This is a genomic window from Alicyclobacillus acidoterrestris (genome assembly GCF_022674245.1).
In the GTDB taxonomy this organism is placed as follows: domain Bacteria; phylum Bacillota; class Bacilli; order Alicyclobacillales; family Alicyclobacillaceae; genus Alicyclobacillus; species Alicyclobacillus acidoterrestris.
Map to the genome: position 1 here is coordinate 1,529,020 of NZ_CP080467.1, position 22,498 is coordinate 1,551,517.

The following is a 22,498-nucleotide window of genomic DNA, read 5'->3' on the forward strand; positions in this document are numbered from 1 at the left end:
AGCTTCAGTTTTGTTGTACGTTTGGAATTCGCGAAAGCAACAGCGTGCCGATAAATCCCAACAGAATAAATATCCCCACGAAGCAGATGACGCCGAGCCACCCACTCGAGGTGAAGAACAGTCCACCGATGGTTCCCCCAACGCTGGAGCCCATATAGTAGAAAAACAGGTACAAGGATGACGCCTGGGCCCTATCTCGTTGTGCGCGGCGCCCGACCCAACTGCTCGCGAGCGCGTGTGCGCCGAAGAATCCGAACGTCAACAGGCCAATGCCGAGAATCTGTCCGACAAGCGGTGTCCACAACGTGATAAACGTTCCTGCAGCGTAAATGCATACCGCCAGCCACAAGATACGTCGCCGCCCGTATTTATCCGCTAACCTACCCATCCAGGAGGAGCTGTACGTCCCCACAATGTACAGCAAAAACAGCCAAGCGATAAGCGAGGGGGAGAGTCGATAGGGTGCCCCCTCCAGTCGGAATGGCATGTAATTATAGAACGTAACAAATCCCCCCATCAGCAAGAACCCCATTGAGAAGAGCACGATGAGTGCAGGATCTCGAAAGTGGCTGACGAGCGTACGGGTCAAAAATCCGACGCGCAGCGGTTGGGGCTTGAAGTGACGGGATTCTGGAATGTTCCACCAAGACCATAAGGTAATGAGCACACCAATGAAGCCTATGGTGAGAATGGAGTAGCGCCACGAGATACCAGCCATCAGTCCAGCAATAATGCGCCCAGCCATACCGCCCACCGAGTTGCCGCTGATGTATAAGCCCATTGCGCGCCCGAGATGTTTGGGGTGAATTTCTTCACCTAAATAGGCCATGGCGGCGGCAGGAAGGCCTGCTAGGACGAATCCTTGAATTGTCCGGAACACTAAAAAACAGGTAAAGTCGGTTGTCAGCGCACTTGCCAAACTCGAAGCAGAGACGAGAATGAGTGAAGCAAGCATAATCGGACGGCGCCCCCAGGCCTCCGACAGCGAACCGGCGATGAGTTGACCAACAGCCATCGTGATGGTCGCCAACGACAGGGTCAGCGACGCGGTGGCTGGCCCGACGTCAAACGTCGTTACAAATCGAGGCAGCAGCGGCTGCACCGCATACAGGTTCGCAAATGTGACAAACGCTCCGAAAAACAGCGCCAGGTTGACGCGTCTGTATTCTTTTGTACCGTGTTCGATATAATCCACAGCGTTTCACTCATTTCCCCTAGCAGTCACATCCATGATTATACTCTTCGTACTCCGAAATTTCCTGTGTTCCGTATTTCCGGTGTTCCATGACGAGTCTCTTTGCGTGAAGTGGTTTTTGGGGCGAGTGTAGTACCTTGGCAGCTTGTGATGCGGGATGGTATCTTCAGGTGTACGAAGTAACGTGTCCGAACATTCGACCATGTTACACATCGGTCCACTGCGGGAGGGACAGCGAATGAAGACAGTATATGTAACGAACGATAGAGAACTCGCAGAATGCCTGGAGATTCGAAGAATGGTCTTTATGGAAGAACAGGGGGTATCTGAGGAAGAGGAGATAGACGACCAGGATGTCGTCGGTGTAGGGCATCACGTACTGGTTTTGGACGATGCGGGCCGCGCCGTCGCCACGGCCCGTTACAAGCCTTATGACGACGATACGGCAAAAATTCAGCGTGTAGCGGTGTTGCAACCTTATCGCAAGGGCGGATATGGTCGCGCGGTGATGAATGCGATTGAACAACTGGCCAAGCGCGACGGGTTTCAGTTTGCCGTGCTCGACGCACAATGTCACGCAGAGAATTTTTACGTCAAGCTGGGTTATCAAAAGATCAGTGATACGCCGTTTCTCGACGCGGGTATCTTGCATGTGCGCATGAAAAAACCGCTTATGGATTCGTCAACCGCACAATGATTTCTTCGTGAGCTGGATACTGTGCCACAAGTGTCTGGCGGTCGAACAGTTCAAAATCAGCAAAGTTGAAACCGGGCGTAACCATACAGCTGACGACAGAGAAGGCGTCGCCTGTTTCATCTACCGTGGCGCCAAAGATGTGGTTTCTTGGGATGAGGACTTGTGGGGATTGACCGGCGGTGATATCCAGGCCCACTTGATGGGTCGTGTAGTGGCCCTCCGGCGAGATGACGTGAACCGTCAATGGCGATCCCGCGTGAAAATACCAGATTTCATCGGATTTTAGGCGGTGCAGTCGGGACACATCACCTGCTTCGAGCAGGAAGTAGATAGACGTGGCGGTCTCGCGGAGACCGCCGTACTGCGTTTGAATGGCTGGGTCCTCGAGAAAGACGCCGGAGTGGTACAACTCCTTATAGTAGCCGCCTTCTGGGTGCGGCTGTAGGTCCAACTGTTGAATCCATGCTTGTGCGTTCATGCCTCACACTCCTCGAAAGTATCCTCCTTATTGTACACATTTGCCCACTGACAGACGATTCAGATTTGCATTTTTGTATGTAGATTTGGCAGGATAGAGATTGAAACCACCAGAACCTTCTGCACAATGTGTATACTGCGCAATTTTGCAGGCTGTGAGTCACCATTTATTTTTAGGAGGTATGTCAGTTGACGCTGATGCCTTATCGAAACGAGCCACCGACCGATTGGACAACCGCTCCATACAAACAGCAGTTGGAGCAAGCGCTCGCTGAAGTGAAAAAGCAGTTTGGAAAGACTTATCCGCTGTACATTGATGGCCAAGAGATCATGACGGACGACTTGCTCAAGTCGGTGAATCCGGCAAATCACCAAGAAGTCGTCGGTTACATAAGCCAAGCGACGCGGGCGCATGTCGACCAAGCGATTGCCGCTGCTGCTCGGGCATTTAAAACCTGGCGTCACACGACATTTGAAGAGCGGGCAATGTACTTGATGAAGGCCGCGCAAATCATGCGCCAACGCAAAGCTGAATTGATGGCATGGCAAATTTACGAGTCTGGGAAGAACTGGGCTGAAGCGGACGGCGATGTCTGTGAGGCTATCGACTTTCTCGAATTTTACGCCCGTCAGGCGATTCAACTTGGCAAAGGTGTGGAACTGACGCCATATCCAGGTGAAGACAACCGGATGTTTTACTTGCCACTTGGCGTCGGTGTCGTCATTCCACCTTGGAACTTCCCACTCGCTATCTTGACTGGTACAGCCGTTTCGGCGATTGTCACCGGGAATCCAATCGTTTTGAAGCCTTCCCCGCTTTCGTCGGTGATGGCCGTCAAGTTTGTCGAGATTATGCGCGAACTCGAATTGCCCGCTGGGGTGCTCAATTTCGTCCAAGGTCCGCCGGAAGAAATCGGCGACTATATGGTCGCGCATAAAGACGTGCGGTTTGTGTCCTTTACCGGATCGAAAAACACAGGTCTGCACATTGACGAGACGGCACATAAGGTCTCCGAGGGGCAGCGCTGGATTAAGCGCGTTGTGGCAGAAATGGGCGGCAAGGACAGCATCGTCGTGGACGAGACAGCAGATGTCGAGGCGGCGGCCGCTGCTATCGTCGCATCTGCATTCGGTTTCCAGGGACAAAAATGCTCTGCCGGTTCCCGCGCGATTATCCATGAGGCGGTTTATGACGAAATTGTCAACCGCGTCGCGGAATTGACCAGGAAGCTCGAAATTGGTGCGCCAGCCGACAATGCAGTGGTTGGACCCGTCATTGACGAGAAAGCGTTCGCGAAAGTGACCAGTTACATCGAGATTGGGAAACGCGAGGCGAAATTGCTCGTTGGTGGTACGGCGGACGACTCGACGGGTTACTTTATCCACCCGACCGTCTTCGTCGACGCGGCACCTGACGCCCGCATTATGCAGGAAGAGATTTTTGGACCCGTTTTGGCGATATGTAAGGTGCGTTCTTTCGAGGAAGGCATCGATGTGTTTAACAATACGGAGTACGGACTCACTGGGGCACTGTTCTCACGCCGGCGCGATCGCCTTGAGTACGCTCGTTACCATATGGAATGCGGTAACTTGTACTTTAATCGCAAATGCACAGGATCTCTGGTAGGCGTGCAGCCTTTCGGCGGGTTCAACATGTCGGGGACAGACGCCAAAGCAGGCGGACCGGATTATCTATTGAACTTCGTCCAACCAAAGACTGTCACGGAACAGTTTTAATTCTCGCGAAAGCAAACGTGATAACGTTTGTGGGGATAGCATCGGGCTGTCGACTTAGTCGGCAGCCCTTTTCTGTCAAAGTGCCGTTTTTTGCAATGCGTGCGCGTTGACCATAGAATAGAGTTAGCAGTAGTCATTTTGTATATGAAAGTAGGCGAATCCTGTGCAACCGATTAGCGTGGACGTCGTACAGACCAAGCTTTCTGAGTTCTTGAATCAAGAGGTATATCTGCACCTTGAGACGACGAACGGGGCTTATGCAGCACATCGCTTTGGCCAGCCCATGGCGGTTTGTGCTTATATACGGAACGGTAAGGTACAGTTTGAACGGGCGACCATCGCCGGGGACAAGCCATACCGTGTCGGATTGAAGATGGCAGATGGCTGGATTTACGCACAAGGGTTGACTGATTTTGAGGTCGATGCCAAAGGGCGGTTACTCCTCGCTGGTCACGACGAGGAAGGGCGTTTGGCCGTGTCACTGCAGTTGTCGAGAACGCCTTTTCCGATGAGTGTGCTTGATGAAGAGGGGGTATAAAGGATGAACAAAGAACGCCACGTGTTGCTGGTTTATCCGCATCCGGACGACGAGTCGTTCGGCAAGGCCGGATCCGTTGCCTTATATACGCAAGCTGGGACGCCTGTTACGCTCATCTGTGGGACGTTGGGGGAACTCGGGCGGAATATGGGCAAGCCGACATTTGCCAATCGCGAAACGTTGCCCCACATTCGCAAGAAGGAGCTCGAAGAAGCTTGTCGCGTTCTTGGTATCGATGACCTGCGTTTACTCGGGTTGCGCGATAAGACGGTCGAGTTCGAAGATCCGGAGTGGGTGGCGGACAAAATTGAGGCCGTGATTCGCGACGTGAAGCCTTCGCTGTTGATGACCTATTACCCGAAGCACGGGGTACATCCTGATCACAATGCGTTATCCCATGCGGCCGTGATTGCGGTCAAACGCCTTCCGAAGGAAGAGCGGCCCGTCATTTATGGATCGGCAGTCACGCACGACGCGCGGACCGTTCTTGGGCCGCCGGATGTGACGTATGACGTGTCTAGTGTATTGGATACGAAGTTGGCTGCGATGCGGGCGCACAAATCCCAGTTTGAAGCGATGTTCGCTCAGATGGAAGAGCAGATGGCGAAGAGCCCAGAGGCTCGACAGCAAGTAGAAGCGAATATGAGCAAAGAGTATTTTTGGATTTATCGCATTGAAGACTAAAGGTGGCGCGCGCTTGGACGTATGATGTCCAAGCGCGTTTGTGTGGAAAGGGACGGCACGCTATGATACGCGTCTTGTTTATTTGTTTGGGAAACATCTGCCGGTCGCCGATGGCGGAGGCAGTATTTCGCGATATGTTGGAGAAGCAAGGTCTCACCGGCCAGGTTGAGGTGGATTCGGCGGGGATTGGGAATTGGCACGCAGGAGAGCCACCGCACCAGGGGACAAGGGCGGTTCTGGACAAATACGGAATATCGTATGCAGGAATTTATAGTCGTCAGGTCAAGCGTGAAGAACTGCCGAATTTTGACTACGTGGTGGCGATGGACTCGGACAATATACAGGGCCTAAAGCGACTGGGGTTAGCGCCGTCGGATCACGTGTTTCGACTCCTCGAATTGGTTCCTGACGAGCTGGAGAAAGACGTGCCCGACCCGTGGTACGACGGCCGATTCGATAAAGTCTACGACCTGGTCACCGCGGGGTGTGAAGCGTTGTTGCGACGCATTCAGGCGGATTTTGGACTATCGTCATCCAACGGATAATGTAGCATCGCTTCATTTGGCGTTAGACGCGCTGTTTCGGACTTTTTGACGAAGTGAGGCACCTTTGCTGTGATTTGCGCGTATGTATGGGCGAATGACATCAATAGAGGAGCATACGCGATGACACAGCGGAAATCTCCGAAGTTTCGCCCGAACAAAGTGCATACCGTCTTTCTTGAAGGGGTTAATCCGTCATTTCCAATCGAGGGTCGCCATTATACTTTGACCCATTCAGACCGAACGGGTGACCTGTACTTGAGTATTGGGCTGACATATAACCAAGTGCAGCTTGAGCGCCCGTATATTCGGTTTATGCGTGATGAGGTGAAAGGGGTATGGTTGGCCGAAAGTGCGAAGCCGGGTTCGGCGGTTGACGGTGGCACAGACGAGTTTGTCACAACCTCCGGTACAACAGTGCAAGGTCAACGTGAAGATGGTGAACTTTCGCTTGTGACGCACATTTATGTGCACGTCAGTGGCGGGCGGGTGTATGGCCGCGCAAAACAACGTGATTACGCGTTTCAGAAGGAGCTACCTCGTGCACTGCGGGCCATTCGACATGCCGATGCCTACCTCTTTACGGCCCATCCAGAACTAGATGAAGCCTCGATTGTCGTCCACTTTGAATCGGACAGTGAAAAGTATCATCGGACCGAGGCGTGGGGTCGATGGAAGGACTATACCATTCCTTTGCTTCGCAAGCGATAACGACCGCTTGCTGTGGAAAATGAGCAAATGGAAGAACCCTATCATTGCGCGGGAAATGTCGAAATAGGAACTTGAGCAACTTCGTCTTTTCTCGCGCAGCCTCCAATATTTTTCATCTTGTGGTTGTTTTGCGATAAAATAGCAATGGGTACTTTTCGCGTTGTGGTCGTATCAAGCGCAGGCTTGGTCAGACGAATAGGAATTTTGGACGAGCAGTAGCGTATGGCTCGTCTGTTCCGAATTGTCCAGGTAGACGCATGTCGTTTGAAGGAGGAAGGTTTCATGGAAGGTCAAGTGGCACAATGCCGCGAGTTGATGAAAGCGTGTGACTTGGACGCGTTGTTGTTGCGAACAAGAGCCAACTTCGCGTGGTTCACGGGGGGTCGTGATAATCACATTGAAATTGAACGCGAGACGGGCGTGGCGGATATCGTCGTGTTGCGTGACAAGGTATTGGTCGTTACGGCCGAAATTGAAGCCCGGCGGATTGCTGAGGAAGAATTGCGCGACTTGCCTGTGGAACTCGTATCGACCAGTTGGACCGAAGGCGTTGAACCGACGCTGTCCAAGCTATTGGGCGACTTGCGCGTAGGAACAGATGCAGCTTTCCCGGGTGCTTTATTCGTTGGCGATAAGCTTATCAAGTTGCGCAGATGCTTAACAGAAGAGCAAATCGGACAGTATCGTGCGCTGTGTCTGGATGCTGCACAGGTCATTGAGGATGTCGCGAAACATGTACAACCTGGGCAATCGGAGTTTTCGATAGCGGCGCAATTGATGTCTGGTGTGGCAAGTCGCGGTTGTACACCGCACGTTGTGCTGGTGGCGACCGACGAACGGGTATTTCATTACCGGCATCCTATTCCAACGGCGAAAGCGCTTGAGAAATACGCAATGTTGGTATTGTGCGCGCGCCGCAATGGCTTGGTTGCCAATGTCACGCGTTTCGTGCATTTTGGGAAACTCCCGGATGAACTAAAAGCCAATCGTGAAAAGTGCGCTTACATCGATGTTCAAATGTTCGCAGCGACGCGTCCAGGAACGAAAGTGTCTGACGTATTTAATACGGCCATCCGCGCCTATGGTGAAGTCGGTTATCCGGATGATTGGCGCTTGTTACACCAAGGTGGACCGACTGGATTTGCATCACGTGAGTATTTGGCGACGCCAGACACACATGATGAGATTCGCCTACACGAGGCGTATGCCTGGAATCCGGCGATTCGCGGCATCAAGTCGGAAGATACATTGTTGGTTGAGGAGCAAGGCAACACCTTTTTGACCCACACAGGAGACTGGCCGTACATCGCCGTGAACCACGGTGGGAACCAGGTACTTCGCCCGGATATTCTCGTCCGCTAAGAGGCCGGGTTGATTGGGGGGCGGGATACCGATTCGGCAAGCGACCCCCATAGGATGTCGACGCCATCCGAAAACTGTCGAAAAGACGTGTGAGGATGTGCGTGTAATGAGCATGGTCATCGATTTCGGGACAAGCAGACTTAGAATCTCGACAGCACCTGGCGCAGACATTGTCTCGGAGGCAAGTGTCTTGGCGCGCAGGGAGGACGATACCATTGTCGTCGGCGACGAGGCGTTGAAAATGGTCGGGCGCACGCCGCCGTCGGTGGAAATTGTTTGGCCAGTCGTCGGTGGTGCCATCAAGGACTCGCAGGCGGCGGTGCTGCTTTTACAGAAGCTCGTGGCCAAGCGTTTTACCCGGGGTTTGGGTCTTCGTATGCCCATCACCATGGCGTTGCCAGCTGGACTCACTTCGGTTGAGCGGCGTGGCTTAGAAGAGGTCGCGAGAGCCGCTGGTGCCAAGCAGGTTCAATTTGTCGACGCCTTGGTCGCTGCAGCACTGGGAGCTGGACTAGCTGTCGATGCACCGCAGGGGGCACTCGTTGTCGATCTCGGCGCGGGATCGACCCAAGTTGGCTTGCTCTCGATGCGTGGCGTCGTCTCCTCGCAACGTCTTCCACAAGGGATGATGGCGATTGACTACGAGGTGGTGGAGGCGATTCGACGTGACCAGGGGTTTGCGGTCGGCCTCCAATCGGTACAGCAGGTTAAGCACCAGTTGGGTGAAGATGGACTGGAGACGTTCCGGTTGATTGGCCGGAATATGGCCACTGGGCTGCCTGGTGAAGTCGAGGTCAAACGCGAGATGTTTGAAGCGCCGATGATTAGCTACTGTGACCAAATCGTCGAGTTCATCCGATCCACGATTGAGTCTTGTCCCCCTGAGCTGGTTGGCGACATTATGGACCATGGCGCGGTACTTGTCGGCGGCGGAGCCAATAGCGCACTGATTCGGCGAGAAATTGAATCGCGTGTCGAGGTGCCCGTTGCCGTTGCGGAAAACCCAGATGACGCGGTTGTTCTCGGACTGGAAAAAATGACGGAACACAGCAGCCACAACTGGCGAAACAAGGCTAAATCATTTTTGCGGACAAGCTGATGTATGTGCGGAAAATGAGAGGAGCGACCGTCAGCAGCACGGTCGCTCCTCTCATTTTTTGCTTGGGCCGCACGGCGTGCGCCCAGGATATTCAGTATCTATCTGTTCTCTCACAAGTTGCGAATAGCGGTTTTGACAAGTCCAATGCGCTTGGGAGACATGCTTAGCTCGTCAAAGCCCAATTCAACGAGGCGCGGGACAAATTCGAGTGTACCCGCCAGTTCACCACACATGCCTACCCAGGCACCATGTTGGTGTGCACCTTGGCTGACTTGTTCGAGCAGGCGCCAGAGTCCAGGGTGGCCTGGTTCATACCACGCCGTCACGGCCGGATTCATTCTGTCCGAGGCGGTGGTGTACTGGATGAGGTCATTGGTTCCGACACTGACGAAATCCAGCTTTTCGGCTAATAGGTCGGTAATGAGGGCTGCTGCAGGTACCTCAATCATCGCACCTAACTCGACGGAACCGTACGCTTGACCTTCATCTGTGAGCGTGCGCCGCGCTTCATCGACGGCTTCAATGGCCGCTTCCACATCCGCGACATTGGTAACCATGGGAAACATCAGCGAAATCTTCCCATATTGTGCGGCGCGCAGGACGGCTTTTAATTGTGTCTGGAAAAGCTCTTGATGTTTCAACGTGTATCGCAAGCCTCGCACGCCGAGAAATGGGTTTTCTTCGTCGTCGAAATGCAGGTATGAAACTTTTTTGTCAGCGCCTGCGTCGAGCGTGCGGATGACCACGCGTTTGCCGGCCATAGCTTCTGCGACGCGTCTGTACACTTCGTATTGCTCATCTTCAGTCGGGGCTGTCGACCTATCCATGAACAGAAACTCTGTCCGGAACAGGCCGATGCCGTCTGCACCGTTCGCAAGCACTTCTTCCAGGTCGTCTGGGCCACCGATGTTGGCCGCGATTTCAATGGTCTGTCCATTTTTGGTCGTGGCCGCTAACATACGGTTTTCGTGAGCTTGTCGCATCATCGTTTCGTATGTCTTGCGCGCTTGGTTTAATTGCGCTTTGGTGTCGTCGTCGGGATCGACAATGACGCGGCCGTCTTGTCCGTTGATTGCTACGGACTCGGCGCCGTCAAAGGCGCTCGTCTGAACGCCGGTGACCATCGGAATGCCAAAATTGCGCGCGAGAATCGACACGTGGCTGGTCGTCCCACCCTGCTCCGTGACAATTCCGCCGATGCCGTGTGACTTCACCTGCAAAAATTGGCTGGGTAGCAACTCGGTCGCGATGACGATGGCACCTGACGGGACATCGACCAGTTCACTCTTTCCAAAGAGCGCCGCAAGCCACTGTAAGCGCAAATCGCGCAAGTCCTGCGCCCGTTCGCGCAGGTATTCGTCTGGCAGTGCCTCCAGCATTTCCGCGTAGGACAACAGGTTGTGGCTCACCGCGTGTTCCGCACTTTCGCGGTTCGTTTGAATAGATGTCTCAATCCCTGTCGCCAATTGAGGGTCGTTGAGCATGCTGAGGTGCGCCCGTAGAATTTCTCCCTGTGGTTCGTTGTCAGAAGCGTCGAGTTGTTGCTGGAGGCGATGTGCGACCTGTTCTCGGGCAGTCTGTACGCGTTCGAGCTCTTTAGCGGCGTCGTCAGAAGAGGTTTGTTCAATGACAAACTCCTCGGTGTCCACAATAAAGCACGGGCCGAGGGCGATACCTTCCGAAACGGGCACACCCTGAAATTCCAACATGTCTCTCTCCCCCATTCAATGTCGTTACGCCAATTGCTCCTGGATATACGAAGTAATCGATTCGGCGCTATTGGCGTCGCGCAGATGATCTACGAAATCCTGATGCATGAGGCGGCGGGCCAACTTGGCGAGAATTTGCAAATGTTCCGACTGTGCGGTGTCTGGTACGAGAATCATGAACAACATATCGACCGGTTGGTCATCTAGCGATTTCCATTCGACAGCGGATGCCAGCTTCGCGAACATCAGGACGGGTTCTTTTACGCCGTCGGTCTTGCCATGCGGAATTGCGACGCCTTTACCAAATCCGGTCGTGCTCTCTTGCTCGCGGTCGAGTACCGCTTGAATGGTCTTCTCGACATCGTTGATTTTGCCGATCTCGCTCGCACGCTGAACGACGGCGCGAATCACACGCTCCTGGCTGTCAGCGTGAAGGCCGAGTAAGATGTTCTGTGCTTCTAACATGCAAATTCCTCCCGAAGATGTCGTGCAGACGTATGGCCTGTTTCAAAGCTCAACATACCTATTCAGCAAAGCGTTTTCAAACTCCTGTTGACATGCTTTCATTCTAAACCATATAATGAGCGCATTCAATCGAAAACGCGCACATGTACTCATGTTTTGTCGCTGAGTGAGCGTAAGTAATCATATGCTGTCAATCTGGAAAAGAGGTGTTCGCGTGTTTGCGGACGAGCGCAAGGCACAGATTGTTACTTATCTTAATCAGCATAAACGGGTGACTGTTGCCGAGCTGGCACAAATTTTCTCCAGTTCTGAATCAACGATTCGTCGTGATTTACAGGAGCTCGAAGAATTGGGGCTGTTGAAACGAACGCATGGCGGCGCCATTGCCGTTGAGGTGGCAGGGTTTGAACCCACATTTCAGGAGCGCAATGTCCAGAATTCGGAGGCGAAGGAGCGCATCGGGCGGTTAGCCGCGAGTTATGTTCAAGACGGTGAAATCATTCTCTTGGACGCAGGCACCACGACCATTCAAATTGCGAAGCACCTGTCGGCGCGGAATGTAACCGTTGTCACGAATAGTATCGCCGTCGCAGCAGAAGTACAGAACAATCCAGGCACGCACGTGGTGATGCTGGGCGGTGAACTTCGACAGACGACAGGCGCGTTTGTTGGGCCTTTCGCTGAACAGATGCTATCACAACTGCATGTTGACTTATTGTTTCTTGGAGCCAACGGCTTGTACAGTGGCGGCGTGACGACGCCAAATTCGGTGGAAGCTGCGACGAAGAAGGCGATGGTCCACTGTGCAGAGAGAACGATGGTTGTCGCCGATGCTAGTAAAATTGGGCAAGTTAGTTTCGTGCAAGTTTGTTCGTGGGCGTGTATTGATGCATTGATTACCGATAAACCCATTGTCAACAACACATTGGCTCAAGCGTTAGAAAGCGCAGGTGTGCGTGTGGAATGGCCACAGGAAGCGCGTTTTGACAACAGAGATTACTAGGAGAGAAGACCATGGAGAGAGAGGGAGCACAGTCCGCAGCGCGCGCGTTAGGGCGCGTGGTGACGGTGACGTTGAACCCGGCCGTCGACTTGTTTGTGTCCGTGAAGCGCTTGCAACCAGGCATGTTACATCGCGTTCCAACTCCCTTGCTGCATGCAGGTGGGAAGGGAATCAATGTAGCGAAAATGCTGGCAGGCCTCGGTGTGCCGGCGGTTGCGACTGGATTTCTAGGCGGAAACCGCGGGGATTGGCTGCATGAGGAGATTGTCCGGCAGGGCGTCGATTCGCGTTTTGTGCGGATTGCCGACGAGTCGCGCGTCAATGTCAAAGTGATTGATGAGGACGGTACGCTCACGGAATTGAACAGCCCTGCACCGCAGTTTACGGAAGCTGACTGGCGCATGTTTGGCGATACGCTCAAACAACTTTGTACAGGTGCTGATTCGTGGTTGGCGCTGTGCGGGAATTTGCCGGCAGGGTGTCAACGGGACTGGTACAAGAACGTCATTGAATGGGCCAAAGCGCATCACATCAAGACGTTGCTTGACGCCAGTGGCGAGGCGTTTGCGCTTGGCATTGAGGCGAAACCAGACGTCATCAAGCCCAATCAGCACGAGTTGGAGCAATTGCTGGGGCAGACATTGACAAGCGTGGAGGACGTCGTGCGTGCGGCTACCCAAATCGCGCGCGCAGGTGTCGGATTGGTGGTCGTCTCGATGGGCGAAGAAGGGATTGTCGCTGTGACGCCATCGACCGCCGTGCACGTTCGCGTTCCACGCGTCCCGGTGCTGTCTTCAGTCGGTGCTGGCGACACAGTGGTCGCTGGTTTGTTATATGGATTCATTCATCAATTACCACTTCCGGAAACCGTGCGGTTCGCGGCAGCGGCCGGTACGGCCAAGGTACAAAAACCAGGAAACTTGCACCCGTCGAAAGCAGATATAGAAGACTGCTTGAAAACGACGGTCATTGTGGGAACGGGGGAATAAGTCATGAGTAAAATTGTCGCCATTACAGCGTGCCCTACAGGAATTGCTCATACATTCATGGCGCAAGAGGCTTTGCTTCAAGCGGCGAAGGAAATGGGCGTCGATATCCGCGTGGAGACGCAGGGCGCTGGTGGATCAGAAGATACGTTGACAGAGGACGAGATCAGCGCAGCAGATGCTGTGATTATCGCTGCGGATAAAAAGGTTGAGTTGGATCGCTTTGTCGGGAAGAAAGTACTGCAAACTTCGGTCACAGCGGCGATTAAAGATGCCAGAGCCTTGATTGAGGAGTCGGCGACCGCGCCGGTTTATGGACAAACTTCGGCGGACGGGGATGCGACGGGCGAGTATCTGTCGAGTATCCAAGAACAAAAAGATGCTCGTAAATCTGGGCAACCCGCGTTCTACCGCCACTTGATGAACGGCGTGTCGAACATGTTGCCACTGGTGATTTCCGGCGGTATTTTCATCGCGTTGTCCGTGGCGATCGATCTCAATCAAAAAGAGTCTCTATCCCAAGCGTTTAACAATATTGGGAGTGGCTCGGCATTCGCATTGTTTGTACCGATTTTGGCAGCCTTTATTGCACAGTCCATCGGCGATAGGCCAGCGTTTGCCGCAGGTCTGGTCGGTGGCTGGATTGGTACACAAGGTGCTATGTACGGTGAGCCCAACGCGAGCGCTGGTTACATCGGCGGCATTATCGCCGGATTCCTCGCAGGCTACTTGACGTTGGGGCTGAGAAAACTGATTCGCGTCCCACGCACCCTGGAAGGCGTCAAAACGGTGCTCATTATGCCTGTGCTCACAGTCGGGATTACAGGACTCTTGATGATTTACGTACTTGGGCATCCGATTGCTGCACTGATGCACGCGATTTCGAATGGGCTAACGCACATGGGGGCGAGCGGGTCGATTGGACTCGGGTTACTGCTCGGACTGATGATGGCCTTTGATATGGGGGGTCCGTTCAACAAGGTCGCATACTTCTTTGCTGTTGGGCTCCTTCCTACAGGAACGCCAGAAGCGCAGACGATTATGGCAGCCGTCATGGGCGCAGGTATGGTTCCGCCGTTGGCAATGGCGCTATCGACGTTTATCAGCAAGCACAAGTACACCCCTGATGAACGCGACGCAGGTAAAGCGGCGATTATCCTGGGCGCATGCTTCATTACGGAAGGCGCTATTCCGTTTGCAACACGGGATCCCCTGCGTGTCATTCCTTCCATTATGGTGGGGGCTGCTATTACGGGTGCACTGACGATGGTGTTTAAGGTCACCTCGCCGGCGCCTCACGGTGGGATCTTCGTATTCTGGCTCATCGGTCACTGGTATCTGTATGTGATTGCTATCCTGATTGGCGCAATTATTGCAGGCGTGATGGCGTCGATGCTGAAAAAGCGCGTAGCCTAACGGCGTTCCGGCGAGTTGTGCGTGAAATGAAGAAAGCAGCTTGTACGCGATAAAAGCGATGGTCGCGAGAGAGTGGGGCGGACTGCAATGAGTTTGGTTCGACGGGCTCATGCGGTTCGCCCCTTTTTATGGAATCGACGCATGACGCAGACGGTTCGTACGCACTCCGCTTGTAAAGTTTATTTACGTCATCAATGAATTTTTCGATTTGTGTTATGAAAGCTTACATTTTTAGTTGACGTTCAAAAGATTCCTTTTTATCATTCAGTTACAGACATTCGATTGTATCGGGTGACCCGCAGGTCCAGTGTTTCAGTACGATAGCGGTTTTGCGTGATTGGGGGCGAGTTCACGTGCTTGAACAGCCATTTGAAACAGTGATTTTCACGCAGGCCGATGAGGCAAAGAATCAGGCATTGATTAGCGAATTAAAGTCTGCCGTCGAGCGGCGAGAAGTGAAAATCATCGATATACGGAGAATTAGGAATCAATTGGTCGTGACATTCCGTCGGCTCTCGACCTGAGACGGTTGGGAGCCGAAGTGGGATATCCCACATCATGTTTGCTGGCTGTCCACGCCACTCCTCATCCATGGGCGAATTCATTCGCCCTATTTTTTTCTTTCCTATTATCTTAATACTCGAACATATGGTACAATATTTTTTGAAGATGTGTCATCCCAATCGTCTTCGTCGCCTAGTGCACACGTGCCAGTGCGCTAGGCACAATTCTTCTTTACATAGTGAAGTGTGTAGGTTGGCGATTCCCGCTGGGGTCGCCATACTGTTTATTCACCCCACGCGCCATCCACCTGTCTCGGCGCTTTGGTCAGGAAACGTGTATTTGGAAAGAATCTGAATACGGTGTTGAAAATAACATAATCGCCTAGCTTTGATAGCACAAATCCTGCTATCATATGTAAGGGAATATCATGGGATTTTAGAGTGATGACAAGGGTGTGAGCGTTGTGACTGTGAGCAACGCAGGAAACGTGAACCTGTTTGTAGAGGAACAAACTGTATTTGACATGTTTTCGGAGCTTGTATCGTCTGTCCGTCAATTTCACTATGACGGATGCGTCACTTTGATTTACGAATCGATTCGCGATGCACTGAGGCCTGGCCCCGGGTTTGATGAGATGCCTGCGTCCATGCGGGATCAATTAAATCGGTTATTAGCGTCGCCTAGTTTTGTGGCTGATGTGACGACTGCATCAGGCGTGTTTGATTTGAATAGATGGAATGAGCAAGCGGCTGTGAATCGGCTGACACCGCATAATACGTTCGGGTTATCCAGCCCATGGCTTGTGCCTGTTCGCTCGACAAGGCATTTTTACGGTTGTTTCATCGTATATCACCGCTGGGAGCGCATGCTGACGAGCAGTGACGTGCGCATTTTGACATTGATTGCGGAGCGTGTTGCGACGACGCTCGACTTTCAACGCGCCAACTCGTCTTATCAGATGTACGAGTCGTTGTTTCGAGATCATCCGCTCGCCGTATTGCGGCTTGACGCAACGGATGTTGTTCGTGACGTCAATCGCGCGTTCCAACAACTCTATGGCAGGTCCAAACACCAGCTCGTGGGCCTGCCGTTCCAAAGTGTCTTGATGGCTGTGGGACTGGATTCTGCGGACGTTTCCAACGCGGCATCATCATTGAAAGAGATAAACGCCCATGGGAGCGAGTCGGAGGATTACGTCGATTTTTTGCGACACAACCTGTGGATTTCGATTCCCATTCTCATTGATGGCGCTACGCAAGGGCGATACGTCGTTTTTAACGATGTATCGCGCATTTTAAAGATGCACGAAAAGCTGCGGACTACCCAGGATTTGCTGACGTCATTTGTGTATCACTCGACGGATCCCATTGTGATTTTAGAGCCCAGTGGTGTCGTCACGACGGTGAACCCCGCGTTTGAGGAGGTATTTGGCTGGGAGGCCGAAGAAGTGTCCAATCTCTTTGTCGGCGACCTCGCAGGGATTGACCTCGGTCGTTTGCGGCCGAGTGACGCCCATGGCGTGAAGGAAACGGTAACGAGCTACGAGGCTGTGGCAACAACGAGGGACGGGCGCCCCATTGATGTCGATGTGACGTTGAGCAGTATTCAAGGCGATGGGCAGATGCGCTCCGGATTGGTGGCCGTCGTTCGCGACGTGTCCGACAGGAAACGCGCGGAGCGCAAGCTGAGGATGAGCCAGGAGCGTTATCATTCGTTGGTGCACCATCATCCGAACGCGATTTTGGCGGTTGACTTGGCTGGGCGCATTGTCGAGGCCAATCAGGCGAGCGAACGGATTCTCGGTTACGCTTTAGATAGGTTGCTCGAGCTCAATCACGTGAAGTCGCTGTTTTCGGATGATACGCACCACTTGATTGAGGACTGGTTGCGTCAATATGCAGCTGGGGAGTCGCTTCAGAACGAGCCGCAAGCAGAGTTTGAAAGCACGATGCGTCACGCGCGCGGACATACCATATCTGTGGCTGTCACTTGGGTTCCTATCATTATCACAGATCATGGCGTCGAAGGCGCGTTTTTGATTCTCGAAGACATGACCGAGCGCAAGCGCGCAGAAGAAATTTTTCGCTACTCGGACAAGCTGTCGGGCGTCGGCCAGTTGGCTGCCGGTATCGCCCATGAAATTCGCAATCCCCTGACGGCCATTCAGGGGTTTTGTCGGTTACTAGAGGAAGGTGCCACCCCGACCCAGTCTCGGTATCTGAAGATTATGAAGGACGAATTGGCCCGCATTGATTTGATTGTGGGCGAGATGATGGCATTGGCCAAGCCTGCCGACGCATTTTTTAGGATTTATGCGGTTCAGGATATCGTGCGGGACGTCGTTGCACTGATGAATGCGGAGGCTTTATTGCATGGCGTTGAACTCCATGTCCAATGTGATAGTGTGCCTGCGCGTTTGCATTGTGATCCGAATCAACTGAAACAGGTGTTGGTCAACATTATTAAAAACGCCTTGGAGGCCACAAAAGAAGGCGGTCAAGTGAGATTGGGGGTCGACGAGCGCGAAGACGTCGTTGAGATATCGGTGGAGGATACGGGTGAGGGGATACCGGAAGAGCACTTGGAACAGCTAGGGACGCCGTTTTTTACGACAAAGGAGCGAGGGACCGGTCTCGGATTGCTCGTGAGTCGGCGCATTGTGCAGGCGCACGGCGGTTCGTTACATATTGACAGCGTGATTGGACAAGGAACCACCGTGCTTGTGCGCTTGCCGAAAGCAGATGAGAAAACAAGTCCGTAATCCGCGAGGACCGCTCATTTTCTGCCTTGATTGCCCCACGGTGGGGAAGTGGGCGGCTGTAGTAGACCACGCCGTTTTGCTCCCTTGTGAGCCATCTTTAGCAGTTCCTGAACTTTCTCGTCGCGCGCTACGCCAAATGCGAGCGACCCCAACTTGATGAATGTGTCGATTTTCATCAAGTGCACCCCCAGGTAGCGAGAATGGAACAACCATTGCTCTACCATATGGGGGCGCAAATGAAATGATCATTGTGTGTGCCTAGTTTCAGACAGCGTTTGCTGAGCCGCCTCTAGGCGGTCGTTGAGGCGTTCCACGGCGATTTGATTTTGCGCCTCTTGAATCTCATCGACTGCGCGCGTTGCATGTTCCAACGAATTTTCTGCCTGTTGAAGAGATGTGTCACTTGTGTGAGATTGCGCTTGAGCCACAGCGTTTTCCGCCTTGTCAAGGGCGCTGGAGGCTTCTGCGAACTGATTTTGTTCGTGTATACTCTGTGGGCGTTCCACTTTAGCGGCATCCTCCTCATCGCATTTCTGTGTGCCTTAAGATGGCCTGTACCGCTTGGCGGTATGCATGCGCGAGTGAGCAGGTGGCTTGCTCTGGAAACCGTATCCTATAGAATTTTTCGCGAGTTTTTCCAAGCGGGCAAGAACACGTTATAATGAAATCATGCAAGTGCAGGAAGGGAGGCCCTATGTCGTGAAGCAGATTACGTCAAATGAAGAATATGCGCAATCGACCCAATCGGGGCGTGTAATGGTTGAGTTTTATGCAAATTGGTGCCCAGATTGCAAACGAATTGAGCCATATTTTGAGGAATGGGAATCGAAATATGCGGGTGATTTTTCGATAGTCCGCGCGAACCGCGACGAGTTGCCAGAGCTCGGCGAAAAGCTGGAGATCTTAGGTATCCCGACGTTTATCGCCTATGAAGATGGACAAGAGGTGGCCCGTCTGTTCAGCCGCGACGCAAAGTCGAAGGAACAGGTTGAAGCGTTCCTTGACGAGGCGTACAAGAAGTAAGTGGCGAACTTCGATAAGGAGCTACTCGGGGCATGTCTCGAGTAGCTCTTCCTATATCTTGCTCGAAAGGGGGCCGAACCCATGGCGCGCGTCATCCTTCGCGACGGTCATGTGGCGGAGTTGCGAAAAGCGAAAAATACGAGCCAAGACCGCACATGGATACGCAATTTGCTCGAAAACGTGTCTGAACAGAGTCGCTACTTTCGGTTTGCTCGGTCACACGAGGATGTCGACGATAGCGTGATCGAAGAGATGATTGGTGACGGCGGGCAAAACGCCCTGACGTTGATGTGCACGGATGGACATCAAGCACTGGCTATCGGAAATTATCGACGGCTCGATGAAGACAGAGCGGAAGTCGCGTTTTTGGTTTCCGAGGACATGCAGGAACGCGGCTTGGGGTCGCTCTTGTTAGAACACCTGGCAGAGGCGGCGTACCTCAATGGCATCAAACAGTTTGAGGCGACTGTGCTCAGCGATAACGAGCGAATGATGAACGTCTTTCGGGCCAGTGGGTTCGCGATGACCATCAATCAAGAATCGGGCGTCATGCATGTGACGTGGCCGCTCCGGCAGAATGAACGCAGTCGGGGGCTTCAAGAAACGCGTGAGCGGCTGGCGACGGCAGCTTCGCTGCACGGCTTTTTTCACCCGAAAACCGTCGCTGTGATTGGCGCTTCGCGGGCGCCCGACCGGCTCGGTCACGTATTGTTTCGGCATATTTTGAATAGTGACTTTCGCGGGACGGTCTATCCAGTCAATCCAACCGCCCCATCGGTTGCGGCGGTCAAGGCCTATCCAACGCTCAAGGATGTGCCAGAAAAGGTCGATCTCGCCGTGATTGTCGTCCCGGCGAATCAGATTTTGTCGGTGATAGACGATTGTATTGAAGTCGGCGTCAAAAGTGTGATGATTCTATCTTCTGGATTTTCGGATACAGACAAGCCTGGCACGGAACTCGAACACGAGATTCTCAATCGGCTGCGCTCTGCAGGCGCCAGGCTCATCGGTCCGAATAGTCTCGGGCTGATTCAGATGGATCCAGACGTTCGCCTTAATGCGAGCTTTGCACCGCTGGTGCCGGAGCACGGACGCGTCGCTATCGCCTCGCACTCTGGAGCGCTCGGCATTACCATTCTCGACTACGCCACGCGCATTGGCGTGGGGGTATCGAGCTTCGTGAGCCTTGGCAATCGCTCCGATGTCTCCGGGAACGATTTGTTGCAGTACTGGGAGTCCGACCCGTCGACAGATATGATTCTTTTATATCTTGAGTCGTTCGGGAATCCGCGTAAGTTTTCGAGAATCTCGCGGCGAATCACCCGCCATAAGCCGATTTTGGCGGTGAAGAGCGCGCGTACGCCGGTCAGCGTCAATGTGGCAAAGAGCCGTACGGTGGCCGTTGCGGCGGAGGACGCCACCGTGGAGGCCATGTTTCGCCAAACGGGTATCATTCGCGTGGAGACACTTCAGGAACTGTTTGATGTGGCCGTGTTATTGCGATCCGGCGACGGACATGCGGGGCGTCGCGTGGCCATTGTCACCAACACGGCCGGCGGCGCGGTGATGGCGGTTGATAGACTGTTGCGCGAAGGTCTGGAGTTTGTGGCGCCCGTTATCAATATCGGCTTTGAATCCCTGGCAGAAAGCTATCGCACCGTGCTGCCACAGGTGTTGCGCGACGAGTCGGTGGACGCCGTAGTCGTCTTGTTTACACCTGTCGGACCGTCGGACGAAGAGGCAGTGCGCGTGGCGATTTCAGCGGCGCTATGTGAAGTGGCCAACGATGCGCCGCCACAAAATGGCGCCCGCCATCCGTATGAAAAGGCGGTCGTCGCCAACTTTTTGACGACGGGCGATTATCGCGTGCGCTACTTAGAAGTTGACGCGGAGCGCAGCATTCCGATTTATCCGTTTCCCGAGCAAGCCGTTCGGGCACTCGCGAAGGTAACCGCCTATCACGAGTACCGCGATAGAGACCCGGGATATATCCCGGATTTGCCGGATTTTGATATCGATCTCGCCCGCTCCGTCATCCGCAAACGACTGCCTGAGAATGGCTGTGCGGAAATTTCCGACGACACGACACTAAAGCGGATTATCCGGGCGCTGGGTGGAAAACTCTGCCTCGATAACGTGTCGGATGAGCGCGTTTTTCTGCGGGTTGAGATGCGCATTGAGTCAGATCCGCAGTTTGGCCCGCTGTTACGGCTGGACATGGTCGAGGCGGATTTGTCGCGTACTCCGGTGCCAGGACAGGTGGTGGCGTTGCCAGCGATTCGCCTGATTCCGCTGACTGACGCCGATGCGCGAGGAATTTGGCGTGAGGCGATTTCAAAAATTGAAGCTGTCGTACCGGGCGCTGCCCGCGATGGCGTTCAGGACTTTATTTTGCGGTTGTCCCAGTGGATTGATAATTCGCCGGAGGTCACGCGTGCGACGTTTACGTTGGGTGTGACGGAGGATGCGTCGATTTATTTACTTTCCTCGTTTGTCGAAGCGACGCGCGTGGAAGTTTGAGCAGATAACTTTTTTAATGTGGCCTGACATGGCACAATAGAGGTTGGAGGGATGTTGAATGGAACATCGTAGAGTGATGATTCTCGGAACCGGACCGGCTGGATATACAGCCGCTGTATACAGTGCGCGCGCGAACCTGCAACCTTTGGTCATTGAGGGCGACGAGCCAGGTGGGCAGCTGACGTTGACCACCGAAGTAGAGAACTTTCCAGGTTTTGTCGACGGCATCATGGGCCCTGAGTTGATGGAGAACATGAAGAAACAGGCAGAGCGGTTTGGTGCGACGTTCCAGCGGGGCCGCGCGACGTCGGTCGACCTCAGCGTGAAGCCGTTCCGCGTGATTGTCGATAAAGACCAGGAATATACTGCGGATGCTCTGATTATTGCTACGGGTGCGTCTGCGAAAATGCTGGGCATCGAAGGCGAGCACGAATTGATTGGCCGTGGGGTGTCCACGTGCGCGACGTGTGACGGATTCTTCTTCCGCAATAAGCGCGTGATTGTGGTCGGTGGTGGCGACTCCGCGATGGAAGAAGCGACATTCTTGACGAAATTTGCGTCAGAAGTCGTCATTGTGCATCGACGGAACGAACTGCGTGCGTCGAAGGTCATGCAGGAGCGAGCAAAGTCGAACCCGAAAATTCGTTTTGTGATGAACGCGTCATCGGAGAAGGTCGTCAGCGACGGCAACAAGGTGACCGGTTTGGTCGTGGTCGATAACGCCACGGGCGAGCGGCAGACGATTGAGGCGGATGGCGTATTCGTCGCTATCGGCCATCAGCCGAATACCGCATTCCTCAATGGCCAGCTCGAAACGGACGCGGTTGGCTATTTGGTGACCAAGGGCGCTACATCACTGACATCTGTGGAGGGTGTCTTCGCGTGTGGCGACGTGATGGATCCTCGCTATCGCCAAGCGATTACGGCGGCTGGCTCTGGCTGTAAGGCAGCGATGGACGCGGAGAAGTACCTGGAGGGCAGCATGACCCACGAGTGGACGGCGGCATCCGCCAACGCGTAAGTGACACCAGCTGCCGGCATGTGAAAGTTTATACTATCGCGTGAATGC

The 22,498-nt window shown here is 53.6% G+C and carries 22 protein-coding genes; 16 read left to right on the plus strand and 6 right to left on the minus strand.

Features of this window, described 5'->3' with window-relative positions:
* Positions 1-4: 4 nt before the first annotated feature.
* A complete protein-coding gene (locus K1I37_RS06995; RefSeq protein WP_021297570.1) occupies positions 5-1,195 on the minus strand; it encodes an MFS transporter in 1,191 nt (396 codons plus the stop codon).
* Between the two features lie 238 nt (positions 1,196-1,433).
* Between K1I37_RS06995 and K1I37_RS07000 the strand changes: the two genes are divergently transcribed.
* Positions 1,434-1,892, plus strand: coding sequence for a GNAT family N-acetyltransferase (locus K1I37_RS07000; protein WP_021297571.1), 459 nt, complete (start codon positions 1,434-1,436; stop codon positions 1,890-1,892).
* On the opposite strand, the gene K1I37_RS07005 is transcribed toward K1I37_RS07000, so the two are convergent.
* Positions 1,867-2,370, minus strand: a complete 504-nt coding sequence (locus K1I37_RS07005; protein WP_021297572.1) for a cupin domain-containing protein — start codon at positions 2,368-2,370, stop codon at positions 1,867-1,869. The genes K1I37_RS07000 and K1I37_RS07005 overlap by 26 nt on opposite strands.
* Positions 2,371-2,567: 197 nt before the next feature.
* On the opposite strand from K1I37_RS07005, the gene pruA reads away from it, so the two are divergent.
* From pruA to K1I37_RS07040, 7 genes are all read left to right on the plus strand, one after another.
* On the plus strand, positions 2,568-4,106 hold the full coding sequence (gene pruA / locus K1I37_RS07010) for an L-glutamate gamma-semialdehyde dehydrogenase (protein WP_031219011.1): 1,539 nt from the start codon (positions 2,568-2,570) through the stop codon (positions 4,104-4,106).
* 163 nt (positions 4,107-4,269) lie between these two features.
* Positions 4,270-4,644 carry a YojF family protein gene (locus tag K1I37_RS07015; protein ID WP_021297574.1) on the plus strand — a complete coding sequence of 125 codons (375 nt, stop codon included), beginning with the start codon at positions 4,270-4,272 and terminating at the stop codon, positions 4,642-4,644.
* A 3-nt stretch (positions 4,645-4,647) separates the two neighbouring features.
* Positions 4,648-5,328, plus strand: a complete 681-nt coding sequence (gene bshB2 / locus K1I37_RS07020; protein ID WP_021297575.1) for a bacillithiol biosynthesis deacetylase BshB2 — start codon at positions 4,648-4,650, stop codon at positions 5,326-5,328.
* Positions 5,329-5,390: 62 nt separating this feature from the next.
* Positions 5,391-5,873: a low molecular weight protein-tyrosine-phosphatase gene (locus K1I37_RS07025; protein WP_040441564.1), complete on the plus strand. Its 483-nt coding sequence runs from the start codon at positions 5,391-5,393 to the stop codon at positions 5,871-5,873.
* Positions 5,874-5,993: 120 nt separating this feature from the next.
* Complete coding sequence (locus tag K1I37_RS07030) at positions 5,994-6,581, plus strand: staygreen family protein (RefSeq protein WP_021297577.1); 588 nt, start codon at positions 5,994-5,996, stop codon at positions 6,579-6,581.
* Positions 6,582-6,863: 282 nt separating this feature from the next.
* Complete coding sequence (locus tag K1I37_RS07035) at positions 6,864-7,943, plus strand: M24 family metallopeptidase (RefSeq protein ID WP_021297578.1); 1,080 nt, start codon at positions 6,864-6,866, stop codon at positions 7,941-7,943.
* A 106-nt stretch (positions 7,944-8,049) separates the two neighbouring features.
* Positions 8,050-9,042, plus strand: coding sequence for a rod shape-determining protein (locus K1I37_RS07040; RefSeq protein ID WP_021297579.1), 993 nt, complete (start codon positions 8,050-8,052; stop codon positions 9,040-9,042).
* Positions 9,043-9,152: 110 nt separating this feature from the next.
* Here K1I37_RS07040 and ptsP read toward each other — a convergent pair whose 3' ends face one another.
* Both ptsP and K1I37_RS07050 read right to left on the minus strand, forming a co-directional pair.
* A complete protein-coding gene (gene ptsP, locus K1I37_RS07045) occupies positions 9,153-10,751 on the minus strand; it encodes a phosphoenolpyruvate--protein phosphotransferase (RefSeq protein WP_021297580.1) in 1,599 nt (532 codons plus the stop codon).
* A 24-nt stretch (positions 10,752-10,775) separates the two neighbouring features.
* On the minus strand, positions 10,776-11,216 hold the full coding sequence (locus tag K1I37_RS07050) for a PTS sugar transporter subunit IIA (RefSeq protein WP_021297581.1): 441 nt from the start codon (positions 11,214-11,216) through the stop codon (positions 10,776-10,778).
* A 214-nt stretch (positions 11,217-11,430) separates the two neighbouring features.
* Between K1I37_RS07050 and K1I37_RS07055 the strand changes: the two genes are divergently transcribed.
* The 5 genes from K1I37_RS07055 (at position 11,431) to K1I37_RS07075 (ending at position 17,886) form a co-directional block, all read left to right on the plus strand.
* On the plus strand, positions 11,431-12,219 hold the full coding sequence (locus K1I37_RS07055) for a DeoR/GlpR family DNA-binding transcription regulator (protein ID WP_021297582.1): 789 nt from the start codon (positions 11,431-11,433) through the stop codon (positions 12,217-12,219).
* An 11-nt stretch (positions 12,220-12,230) separates the two neighbouring features.
* Positions 12,231-13,208 carry a 1-phosphofructokinase gene (pfkB, locus tag K1I37_RS07060; protein ID WP_021297583.1) on the plus strand — a complete coding sequence of 326 codons (978 nt, stop codon included), beginning with the start codon at positions 12,231-12,233 and terminating at the stop codon, positions 13,206-13,208.
* Positions 13,209-13,211: 3 nt separating this feature from the next.
* Entirely contained in the window at positions 13,212-14,621 is a 1,410-nt protein-coding gene (locus K1I37_RS07065) for a PTS fructose transporter subunit IIC (protein WP_021297584.1), read from the plus strand.
* A gap of 353 nt (positions 14,622-14,974) precedes the next feature.
* Complete coding sequence (locus K1I37_RS07070; protein WP_021297585.1) at positions 14,975-15,145, plus strand: hypothetical protein; 171 nt, start codon at positions 14,975-14,977, stop codon at positions 15,143-15,145.
* Between the two features lie 443 nt (positions 15,146-15,588).
* Positions 15,589-17,886 carry a PAS domain-containing sensor histidine kinase gene (locus tag K1I37_RS07075; RefSeq protein ID WP_021297586.1) on the plus strand — a complete coding sequence of 766 codons (2,298 nt, stop codon included), beginning with the start codon at positions 15,589-15,591 and terminating at the stop codon, positions 17,884-17,886.
* A 14-nt stretch (positions 17,887-17,900) separates the two neighbouring features.
* Here the strand turns inward: K1I37_RS07075 and K1I37_RS07080 are convergent, their stop codons facing one another.
* Together K1I37_RS07080 and K1I37_RS07085 are read right to left on the minus strand one after the other, a co-directional pair.
* Positions 17,901-18,062, minus strand: a complete 162-nt coding sequence (locus K1I37_RS07080) for a VOC family protein (protein ID WP_021297587.1) — start codon at positions 18,060-18,062, stop codon at positions 17,901-17,903.
* 69 nt (positions 18,063-18,131) lie between these two features.
* Positions 18,132-18,392 carry a hypothetical protein gene (locus K1I37_RS07085; protein WP_021297588.1) on the minus strand — a complete coding sequence of 87 codons (261 nt, stop codon included), beginning with the start codon at positions 18,390-18,392 and terminating at the stop codon, positions 18,132-18,134.
* A 193-nt stretch (positions 18,393-18,585) separates the two neighbouring features.
* Here K1I37_RS07085 and K1I37_RS07090 point away from each other — a divergent pair, with 193 nt between their 5' ends.
* The 3 genes from K1I37_RS07090 (at position 18,586) to trxB (ending at position 22,450) form a co-directional block, all read left to right on the plus strand.
* Positions 18,586-18,909, plus strand: coding sequence for a thioredoxin family protein (locus tag K1I37_RS07090; protein WP_021297589.1), 324 nt, complete (start codon positions 18,586-18,588; stop codon positions 18,907-18,909).
* 81 nt (positions 18,910-18,990) lie between these two features.
* Complete coding sequence (locus tag K1I37_RS07095; RefSeq protein WP_021297590.1) at positions 18,991-21,429, plus strand: GNAT family N-acetyltransferase; 2,439 nt, start codon at positions 18,991-18,993, stop codon at positions 21,427-21,429.
* Between the two features lie 58 nt (positions 21,430-21,487).
* Positions 21,488-22,450, plus strand: a complete 963-nt coding sequence (gene trxB, locus K1I37_RS07100; protein WP_021297591.1) for a thioredoxin-disulfide reductase — start codon at positions 21,488-21,490, stop codon at positions 22,448-22,450.
* Positions 22,451-22,498: the final 48 nt, after the last annotated feature.

Bases quoted from the DNA above. Each gene is read 5' to 3' on its own strand.
- K1I37_RS07050 (WP_021297581.1), bottom strand. From the start codon at position 11,216: ATGTTAGAAGCACAGAACATCTTACTCGGCCTTCACGCTGACAGCCAG.
- pfkB (WP_021297583.1), top strand. From the start codon at position 12,231: ATGGAGAGAGAGGGAGCACAGTCCGCAGCGCGCGCGTTAGGGCGCGTG.
- K1I37_RS07095 (WP_021297590.1), top strand. From the start codon at position 18,991: ATGGCGCGCGTCATCCTTCGCGACGGTCATGTGGCGGAGTTGCGAAAA.
- K1I37_RS07005 (WP_021297572.1), bottom strand. From the start codon at position 2,370: ATGAACGCACAAGCATGGATTCAACAGTTGGACCTACAGCCGCACCCA.
- ptsP (WP_021297580.1), bottom strand. From the start codon at position 10,751: ATGTTGGAATTTCAGGGTGTGCCCGTTTCGGAAGGTATCGCCCTCGGC.
- K1I37_RS07030 (WP_021297577.1), top strand. From the start codon at position 5,994: ATGACACAGCGGAAATCTCCGAAGTTTCGCCCGAACAAAGTGCATACC.
- K1I37_RS07035 (WP_021297578.1), top strand. From the start codon at position 6,864: ATGGAAGGTCAAGTGGCACAATGCCGCGAGTTGATGAAAGCGTGTGAC.
- bshB2 (WP_021297575.1), top strand. From the start codon at position 4,648: ATGAACAAAGAACGCCACGTGTTGCTGGTTTATCCGCATCCGGACGAC.
- pruA (WP_031219011.1), top strand. From the start codon at position 2,568: ATGCCTTATCGAAACGAGCCACCGACCGATTGGACAACCGCTCCATAC.
- K1I37_RS07040 (WP_021297579.1), top strand. From the start codon at position 8,050: ATGAGCATGGTCATCGATTTCGGGACAAGCAGACTTAGAATCTCGACA.
- K1I37_RS07000 (WP_021297571.1), top strand. From the start codon at position 1,434: ATGAAGACAGTATATGTAACGAACGATAGAGAACTCGCAGAATGCCTG.
- K1I37_RS07025 (WP_040441564.1), top strand. From the start codon at position 5,391: ATGATACGCGTCTTGTTTATTTGTTTGGGAAACATCTGCCGGTCGCCG.
- trxB (WP_021297591.1), top strand. From the start codon at position 21,488: ATGGAACATCGTAGAGTGATGATTCTCGGAACCGGACCGGCTGGATAT.
- K1I37_RS07065 (WP_021297584.1), top strand. From the start codon at position 13,212: ATGAGTAAAATTGTCGCCATTACAGCGTGCCCTACAGGAATTGCTCAT.
- K1I37_RS07080 (WP_021297587.1), bottom strand. From the start codon at position 18,062: ATGAAAATCGACACATTCATCAAGTTGGGGTCGCTCGCATTTGGCGTA.